Source organism: Saccharopolyspora terrae (assembly GCF_004348435.1).
GTDB lineage: Bacteria > Actinomycetota > Actinomycetes > Mycobacteriales > Pseudonocardiaceae > Saccharopolyspora > Saccharopolyspora endophytica.
The window spans coordinates 67390-75638 of record NZ_SMKS01000030.1 but is presented as its reverse complement, the minus strand read 5'-3'; the positions used below and the strand labels follow the sequence as shown (position 1 = coordinate 75638).

7 protein-coding genes are annotated in these 8249 nt (G+C 69.5%); 5 read left to right on the top strand and 2 right to left on the bottom strand.

What is annotated here, in order from left to right:
* Positions 1–302 precede the first annotated feature (302 nt).
* The 4 genes from E1181_RS17910 to E1181_RS17895 are packed head-to-tail and all read left to right on the top strand — an operon-like array spanning position 303 to position 4164.
* Positions 303–2708: a sensor histidine kinase gene (locus E1181_RS17910; protein ID WP_165944660.1), complete on the top strand. Its 2406-nt coding sequence runs from the start codon at positions 303–305 to the stop codon at positions 2706–2708.
* Between the two features lie 37 nt (positions 2709–2745).
* Complete coding sequence (locus E1181_RS17905) at positions 2746–3162, top strand: roadblock/LC7 domain-containing protein (protein WP_132676231.1); 417 nt, start codon at positions 2746–2748, stop codon at positions 3160–3162.
* Positions 3163–3164: 2 nt separating this feature from the next.
* A complete protein-coding gene (locus tag E1181_RS17900) occupies positions 3165–3527 on the top strand; it encodes a DUF742 domain-containing protein (protein ID WP_165944659.1) in 363 nt (120 codons plus the stop codon).
* Between the two features lie 40 nt (positions 3528–3567).
* On the top strand, positions 3568–4164 hold the full coding sequence (locus E1181_RS17895; protein ID WP_268952476.1) for a GTP-binding protein: 597 nt from the start codon (positions 3568–3570) through the stop codon (positions 4162–4164).
* A gap of 47 nt (positions 4165–4211) precedes the next feature.
* On the opposite strand, the gene E1181_RS17890 is transcribed toward E1181_RS17895, so the two are convergent.
* Positions 4212–5585: a tryptophanase gene (locus E1181_RS17890; RefSeq protein ID WP_132676230.1), complete on the bottom strand. Its 1374-nt coding sequence runs from the start codon at positions 5583–5585 to the stop codon at positions 4212–4214.
* Positions 5586–5817: 232 nt separating this feature from the next.
* Positions 5818–6885, bottom strand: coding sequence for a tryptophan dimethylallyltransferase family protein (locus E1181_RS17885; RefSeq protein WP_132676229.1), 1068 nt, complete (start codon positions 6883–6885; stop codon positions 5818–5820).
* A 616-nt stretch (positions 6886–7501) separates the two neighbouring features.
* Here E1181_RS17885 and E1181_RS31485 point away from each other — a divergent pair.
* Positions 7502–8200, top strand: coding sequence for a hypothetical protein (locus tag E1181_RS31485; protein ID WP_165944654.1), 699 nt, complete (start codon positions 7502–7504; stop codon positions 8198–8200).
* Positions 8201–8249: the final 49 nt, after the last annotated feature.

Below are 8249 nucleotides of genomic sequence, written 5' to 3'. Positions count from 1 at the left end.
TCACCAAACGCTGGCGCACCCTCCACCACATCACCGCCAGCCCCCGCAAAATCGGCAACATCATCCAAGCCGCACTCGTACTCACCCACCACGAACACAACCGAATCCACTGAGATCACCTCAGTGGGAAAAATCCCGGTGGAAGTGTCGTCCGTCCAGCTGTGGTGGGGAATACCCGCCAACGTCCACTATTGAGTGAAGATCATCCGATATGGTGCCTGGCGTATCGAGGGCACGTGATGTCGGACCGCCGGGATGCGCCCTGGCGTGGGCGAAAGACCATCGATGGAAAGAACGTGGAAGTGACGACCCAAGACGACTCCCAGTCCTCGCCAGGCCCAGAAAGACGACGCCCGGGCGGTTCCTCGATCCGGTCGCGACTGACCTGGGCGGTGTTCGTCCCGTGGGTCGTCGTCGCGGTGCTGTGGTCGGTGGGGTGTTCGCTGTTCGCCTTCGACGCGTTCTTCGCCCGCCAGATCGCTTCCGGCGTGCAGTCGATGTCGTTGCCCGCGGTCAACGCGCTCGACCAGGTCCAGCGCGAGCGGCTGCGCAGCCTGGAGGTCATCAGCCAGCCCGGCGCGGGGATCAACGAGCTCGCCGGTCAGCAGCGCGCCACCGACAGCGCCCTCGACGAGCTCAACGCGAAGGCCGCCCCGGTGCTGGAATCGGCGCCCGCCGACGTCATCGCGCCGATGAACCAGCTCAACGGCTACTTCAAGCAGCTGCCCGCCGTCCGCGAGCGGATCATCAGCCGCCAGGCGACGGTCGAGGAGCTCAACGCCTTCTACGACGAGATGTTCGCGACCGCCACCAAGCTCTTCGACATCCAGTCGCGCATCACGCCCGACTCCGAGGCCCGTCAGGGCTCGCTGGCCGCGGTCGGCCTGTTCCGCGCGTCCGACACGCTCTCCCGCGAGTCCTCGATGGTCGGCACCATCCTCGCCAGCGGTGAGCTCAGCCCCGCCGAGCACCGCGAGCTGACCGGCTACATCGTCAGCCACCACGCCATCGTGCAGGCCAACATGACCACGATGCTGCCCGAGGTGCGCCAGCGGTACGAGGCGATGATCGCCAACCCGGACTGGAAGCAGCTGGTGGCCGCCGAGGACCAGCTCGTCCAGCACGGCGCGTTCGGCCCGAACGAGCGGCCGCCGCTGCGCGTCGAGGACTGGCGCCGGATGACCAACGACATCGGCGCCGAGATGTCCAACCTGGTGCGCACCCAGAGCGAGCTGGTCGCCAACGGTGCGGTCAGCCGCGCGACCGGCACGCTGTGGACGGTGCTGATCGGCAGCCTGGTCGCGCTGGCGGTGTCGGTGGGCTCGTTCTTCTTCGCCCGCCGCGTCTACCGCACGGTCGTCGACGACGCGCTGCTGACGCGGCTGCAGGGACTGCGCACCGAATCGCTGGCGATGGCCGAGCGGCTGCCGGACGTGGTGCGCAGGCTCCGCGAAGGCGAGGCGGTCGAGGTCGACGCCGAGCTGGTGGCCCTGGGTCACTTCGGCAATGACGAGGTCGGCGAGGTCGCCCACGCGATCCAGCTGTTCCAGCAGGAAGCGGTGCAGGCCGCCGTCGGCGAGACGCGGGCCAGGCAGGGCGCCCGCGTGGTGTTCGTGGGCATGGCGCACCGCATCCAGCGGCTGCTGCGCGGCATGCACACCACGATCGACCAGCTGGAGCGCAACGAGGACAGCTCCCAGCAGCTGGCCAGGCTGTTCGAACTCGACAACGCCACCACCCGCGCGCGCCGCACGGTGGAGAACCTGCTGGTCCTCGGTGACCAGCAGCCCGGTCGCCGGTGGAGCCGCCCGGTCGCGCTGATGGACGTGCTGCGCTCCTCGGTCTCCGAGATCGACCAGTACTCGCGCGTGGTCATCGGCCACGTGCCGGAGGTGATGCTGCACGGTTCCGCGGTGGGCGATGCGATCCACCTGATCTCCGAGCTCATCGACAACGCCACCGCGTTCTCGCCGCCGAACACCCAGGTGCACGTGAGTGCCAACGAGGTCGCTCGCGGCATCGCCATCGACATCGCCGACCAGGGCCTGGGCATGGATCCGGAGATCCGCCAGCGGGCCAACGAGATGATGCACGAGCCACCGGAGTTCGACCGGCTCGTGCTGGAGAACAACAAGGCCGAGCAGCTGGGCCTGTTCACCGCCGCCCGGCTGGCCTCGCGCCGGGAGATCTCGGTGGAGTTCGGCGTGTCGGCCTACGGCGGGACCCGCGCCACGGTCCTGCTGCCCAACCGGATCCTGGAAGCGGGGATCAGCGGCGACGGCGACACCGTGCAGGTGCCGGTGAGCGCCCTGGACCGCCGTCGCGAGCTCGCCGAGAACCTGGAGCAACAGCCGGGCAACGGTGCGCAGCCCGAACGAACGTTGGTGCCGCAACCACGCGAACTGGGCTGGAATGGGACCATGACCGACCAGCCGACCGCCCCCGGCAGGGCCACCGAGACGCCCGACCACGAGTGGCCGGCCGAGGCATCGCCCGCTCCCGAACGGCAAGCCGAGCGCGGCAAGGGCGGCGGCAAGGCGAACCGTCCTTCCCTGCCCAAGCGGGTGCCGCAGACGCACCTGGCCGACGGCCTGAAGGACGACCCGGACGCGGAAGACCAGTCGATGATCGCCTCGCCGAGCAAGCTGGCGGGGTTCCGCCGGGCGTTCCGGGGCGGTTTCGACGAATCCGACGGTGGCGACACGTGACCAGATCAAACGACAAGCAAGCGCGTGTGAGGTGGGCATGACCGAGACAGCTTCGAAACTGAGTTGGCTGCTGGACGACTTCGTGCACGGCGTGCACGGAGCCGACCACGCCGTCGTGCTGTCCAACGACGGCCTGGTCATCGCCAAGTCCGCCGGGCTGGACCGCGACGCCGGCGACAAGCTCGCCGCGGCGGCGTCGAGCATGCGCAGCATCGGCAAGGGCGTGAGCAAGGACTTCGGTCGCGGCCAGGTCGCGCAGACCCACGTCGAGATGGAGCACGGGTTCCTGTTCGTCTCGGCGGCGGGCAGCGGCGCGTGCCTGGCGGTGCTGTCGGCGGCCGACACCGACATCGAGCTGGTGGCCTACGAGATGGGCCGCCTGATCACCCGGGTCGGATCGTTCCTGTCGGCCGCGCCGCGCGAGCTGCACGGGTTGGCGGCGGAGAGGACCTGACAGTGGACGAGGCGTGGTACGACGATGAAGCCGGGCCCATGGTCCGGCCGTACACGATCACGCGCGGCCGGACCCCTGGGCAGCACAAGCACCGGCTCGACACGGCGACCCAGGTGGTCACCGTCGAGCCGCGACCGGAGACCCCGAGGCTGGAACTCACGCCTGAGCACCGAGCGATCCTCGAGGCGTGCCACCGCCCGGTGTCGCTGGCGGAGCTCGCCGTCGCGCTGGGACAGCCGATGGGAGTGGTCCGGGTCCTGTGCGGTGACCTGCTCGATCACGGTGCGGTCTTCGTGCGCACGCCTCGTACCGAAGTCAGCCGAGAAATCTTGGAGCAGGTGTACCGTGGGCTTTGCAAACTCTGAGGTGACCGAGGCGAAAGCCCGGTCAGAACAAGCTGTTCTGGTGCAGTCCGGCCGGGACTACGGGGACGAGTGCGGAAATCCCGCCCCGATACCCGTGAAACTCGTCGTGGCCGGTGGTTTCGGTGTCGGCAAGACGACGATGGTCGGCGCGGTGAGCGAGATCCCGCCGCTGACCACCGAAGAGGAGATGACGGTCGCCAGCGAGGGGATCGACGACCTCAGCGGGGTGGAGCGCAAGGAGACCACCACCGTCGCGCTGGACTTCGGCCGCATCACCATCTCCGACGAGATCGTGCTGTACCTGTTCGGCGCCCCCGGCCAGAACCGGTTCTGGCCGTTGTGGAACGACCTGGCGCTCGGCGCGGTCGGCGCCGTGGTGCTGGTGGACACGCGCAAGCTGCAGGAGGCGTTCGCCTCGGTGGACTTCTTCGAGCGGCGCGGCATCCCGTTCGTGGTGGCGGTCAACATCTTCGACGACGGCTACCAGTACGAACCCGAGGAAGTGCGCGACGCGCTGGTGATCCCGGCCGAGGTCCCGATCGTCATCTGCGATGCCCGCGAGCGCGAGCTGTGCAAGAACGCGCTGGTCACGCTCGTGCGCCACGCCATCGATCGCACGCCTTCGGGACTGGCCTGACCGCCCGCCCCGGGTACCCCGGCGTCGGGTACCCGGGACGGACGGGCTCAGCTCAGCGGCTCGGTCCGGCAGCGGAAGTGGCGCAGGATCGGCGGGTTCTCCGTGATTCGGTAGCCGGGAACCGACTCGGGGTTCTTGGCGATCTCGGCGAGGACCTCGCCCACGTACTCCAGGTGGCTGTGGTCGTAGACCCGCCGCGGCAGCGCCAGCCGGACCAGCTCGAACGGCGCGGGCGTGGTCAGCTGGTCGTTCTCGTCGAGAGTGCCCAGGTACAGCGAACCCAGTTCAGCGCAGCGGATCCCTCCCTCGCGGTAGAGCGCGCAGGCCAGCGCGTGCCCCGGGAACTGCGCCGGCGACAGGTGCGGCAGCAGTCGACCGGCGTTGAGGTAGACGCCGTGCAGGCCGGACGGGCGGATCGTGCTCACGCCCGCGTGGTGCGCGCGTTCGGCGAGGTAGGCCGCCTCGTGCTCGCGATCGGCGAGGTACTCGGGCGTGACGACCTCGCGCAGGCCCTGCGCGAGCTGCTCCATCGTGGACCCGGTGAGCCCGCCGTAGGTGCGGAACCCCTCGGTGGCGATCACGTCGACCTCGCACCGGTCGGCGAGCTCGGTGTCGTTGAGGCCAATGAACGCACCCTCCGGTGACAGGCCGTCCTTCTTCAGGCTGGCCACGGCACCGTCGGCGAGCTCGAACGCCTCGCGCGAGACCTGCAGCGGAGTCCTGTCCTCGTACCCGGCTTCGCGGCGGATGACGAGCCAAGCGTTCTCGGCGAACCGCGCGGCGTCCAGGATCAGCGGAACCCCGCGCTCGCGCGCGAGCGCGCTGATCTCCTTGAGGTTGGCCATCGACACCGGTTGCCCGCCACCGCCGTTGTTGGTGATGGTCACCAGGATCTGCCCGACCCGGTGCCCGTCGGGGCCGTCGAGGACCTCGCGGACGGCGGCGACGTCGATGTCGCCCTTGAACGGGTGGTCGCTGTCGAGGTCGAACAGCTCCTGGTTGGGCAGGTCCCTGGCCTCGGCGCCCAGCCGCTCCACGTTCGCCCGGGTGGTGTCGAAGTGCGTGTTGCTCAGGCTGATCCGGCCTTCGCCGAGCAGCGCGGTGAACAGGACCCGCTCGGCGGCGCGCCCCTGGTGCACCGGGAGCAGGTGCCGGTAGGGCACCACTTCCCGCAGCGCGTCGCGGTAGCGGTAGTAGGACTCGGCACCGGCGTAGCGCTCGTCGCCGCGCTGCGCCCACGCCTGCTGGTCGACGGAGACCGCGCCGGTCCCGGAGTCCGACAGCAGGTCGATGCTCACCTGGTCAGCGGGCAGGTTGAACGGGTTGTGACCGGCGAGATCCAGCGCCTCGACGCGCTGCTCGCGGGTGGTGATGGGGATGCGGCGCACGACGGCGGAGACGTAGGGGCGCAAGTGCGGCATGGGGGTGTGCTCCTCGATGTTGTTGCGGCTAGGTGTTGTGTGAAGAAGGCGGCGGTAGCCGCTGTTTCAGGTGTGGGGCTCAGCTCGCACCGCCGCGGGTTCTGACACGTCTTCTGGGGAGGACAGCCGTAGCGCCGTGTCGTGGACATACACAAGTCTCGGATCCCGCAGCCAGAAGGCGTGTCAGGTTCCGCCACCCGCACCGCCAAGCAAAGCGACTCATGACCAGGCTCTAGTTCTCGGGCGTGCCGCCGTAGGCCTCGGAGGAGGCGTAGATCGTGGTGCCGGTCTGATCGGGGCTCAACCGCAGCGAGACGTGCGCGAGCAACCCGGCCCGGGCCGCCAGGTCGCGGTCGGTGAGCGCGCCGATGACCTCGTCGAGCATCGCCGGGTCGATCCGGTGGTCGCGCAGATGCCGTCGAACGCGGTCGCGGGCCACCGAGTCGTCCGGCACGTAGTCGCGCAGCGGCAGGTAGATGCTGTAGTTGCTGGGCTTCTCGCGGTCGCCTTCGACGAAGGAGTAGCTCGACACCAGGGGGCGGCCGGGGAAGCGCTCGACACCGGGCGCCAGCGTCCGGCAGAAGTCCCCGACCTGGTAGCGGTCGATGCCCGGAACCGCGGAGGCGGCTCGCTCGACGTCGTCGATGCCCGCGTCGTGCTGGGAGACGTAGATCTTGACCCGGGACTGCGGGCTGTTGTCGAGGTCCAGGGCGAAGAACGTCAGCCGGTCGGCTTCGCGGCGCAGCGCGTAATCGACGACGGTGGGGTGGGCGCCGTCCAACCCCAGCCGGTTGAACGCCTCCTGGACGACTTTCGGGGCGTGGTCCGCGCCGTGCACGTCGGGGTTGAAGTAGACCTTGAACCGCGGGCGCCCGTCGGCGTCGAAGATGAAGGAGAACCACCAGGAGAACCTGCCCCGCGGTTCTTCCGGGCTGAACAGGTCCTCGACGGTGCGCAGCCGGTCCAGCGCCAGGTCGTAGCGCTCGGCGAGGGCGGTGACCAGGTCCTGGGCGGCGCGCAGGTTGGCGGCGGGTCCGGGTGCGGCGGGCAGCGTTTCGGCGAGGATCCGCAGGTGGCGGCCCCCACCGTCGTCGACCTGGACGGAGAACTCGATCGGGGTGGCGTCGTCGGCGACGTCGGACGGCCACAGCGCCGGCTGGGCCAGCGGGCGGTCGCGGGCAGCTCCCAGGACCTCTCCCAGCAATCGGAGCGGATCGGTCCGGTCCATTCCCACGACTCGGCAGAGGTTGTGCAACTGCCTGCGCGTGAGATCGCCGAGGGTTGCGTCGGCAGTGCTCATTGCAGCCTCGATCAATCTGGCTTACGACTTTCGGCTCCGTGTTCGCCGGAAAGTGACTGGCGGGCACAGCAGCACCCGTGATCTTGACGATCAAAGGTAACCGAGGTGATGTCCACAGACACCTCTCGTGGCGTGAAACCGCCTGCTGTGCAGTGGAACTGCGCAAATCATCCACTGTGACCGCCCGACCGCCCAATGATCAACAGTGTGTAACCGAAATACTGTTCAATTGGCAATGAGGCCACAGTGGACTGGGTAATTCAGCGGATGGGAACTAGGGGGATCGCTGCCTACCGGTAAAAATTGGAGCCCATGCCTGGTCAGCCGCCCGCGTTCGCATTGCCGCGCCGGAGGGGTGCAGGTGTGAACAAAGGGAAACCCCTTCGTGAGTATGATCTTGAAGTGGTCCGCGCGGCGGAGGCGGCGAGACGCGGGAGCGCGTTCGCGCCGCGCCCGGCGTGGCGGACCTCTGGGGCGTCCAGGTCCGCCTGGCCGGTCAGTGATGGCGTACAACAGGCGTGATCGGGCCCGCATGGTCGGGTGACGGTCGCGGGTCCGGGGGTCGTCCTCCGGTACACTTCCGCGGCCGGGCGCAGAGTGAAGTTGGAGATTCTCGATGGCACGTGACGCGGACCACGACGATTCCGGCGGGGTCTCCGCGATCCTGAACCGGATCGACCCGTTCGCGTGGGTACCGATCATCACGATGCTGGTACTCGCGCTGGTGACGGCGTTGGTTCTGGAAGTGCCGTTGCTCGGCCTGATGCTCCTGATCATGGCCTTGGTGATCTTCGGCTTCGACCTGTGGATCAACAGCCGCAAGCAGGCGGGCAAGGCCCCGTTGCGCATGCCCCGTCGCAGGCGTCGGGATGACGACGACTTCGACCTGGACTTCGACCGCGACGACCGCGGGCCGTCCCGCGCGGAGACCTCCCGTCCGGAGCGCGGCGCACAGCCGCCCGCCGGTCGGCCCGGTGCGCGGCCGGGAGCCAACCAGGGCCGTCCGGCCGGGGCCGGTCAGGCCCGCCCGGCCGGTCAGCAGGGCCGGCCCGGCGGTCAGCCGCCAGGCGGTGGCCGTCCCGCCCCGAACCAGGGCCGCCCGCAGGGGAACCCGCCGAACCAGGGCGGTCGTCCGGCTGCACCCGGTCAGGGTCGCCCCGGCGCCCCCAACCAGGGCCGTCCCGGCGGGAACCCGCCCGCGGGCCCGCCGCCCGGTGCCGGTCGTCCCGGCGCCCAGCCCCCGGGGCCGGGTCGCCCCGGCGCTCCGGGCGGTCGCCCTCCACAGCGACCGGCACCCGGCGGCAACCGCTACTGACGCACGAGATCGGCCCCGGCCAGTTCAGGCCGGGGCCGATTCGCGTTCG

Coding starts and splice junctions, on each gene's coding strand:
- E1181_RS31485 (WP_165944654.1), top strand. CDS start 7,502: ATGGCACGTGACGCGGACCACGACGATTCCGGCGGGGTCTCCGCGATC.
- E1181_RS17885 (WP_132676229.1), bottom strand. CDS start 6,885: ATGAGCACTGCCGACGCAACCCTCGGCGATCTCACGCGCAGGCAGTTG.
- E1181_RS17905 (WP_132676231.1), top strand. CDS start 2,746: ATGACCGAGACAGCTTCGAAACTGAGTTGGCTGCTGGACGACTTCGTG.
- E1181_RS17890 (WP_132676230.1), bottom strand. CDS start 5,585: ATGCCGCACTTGCGCCCCTACGTCTCCGCCGTCGTGCGCCGCATCCCC.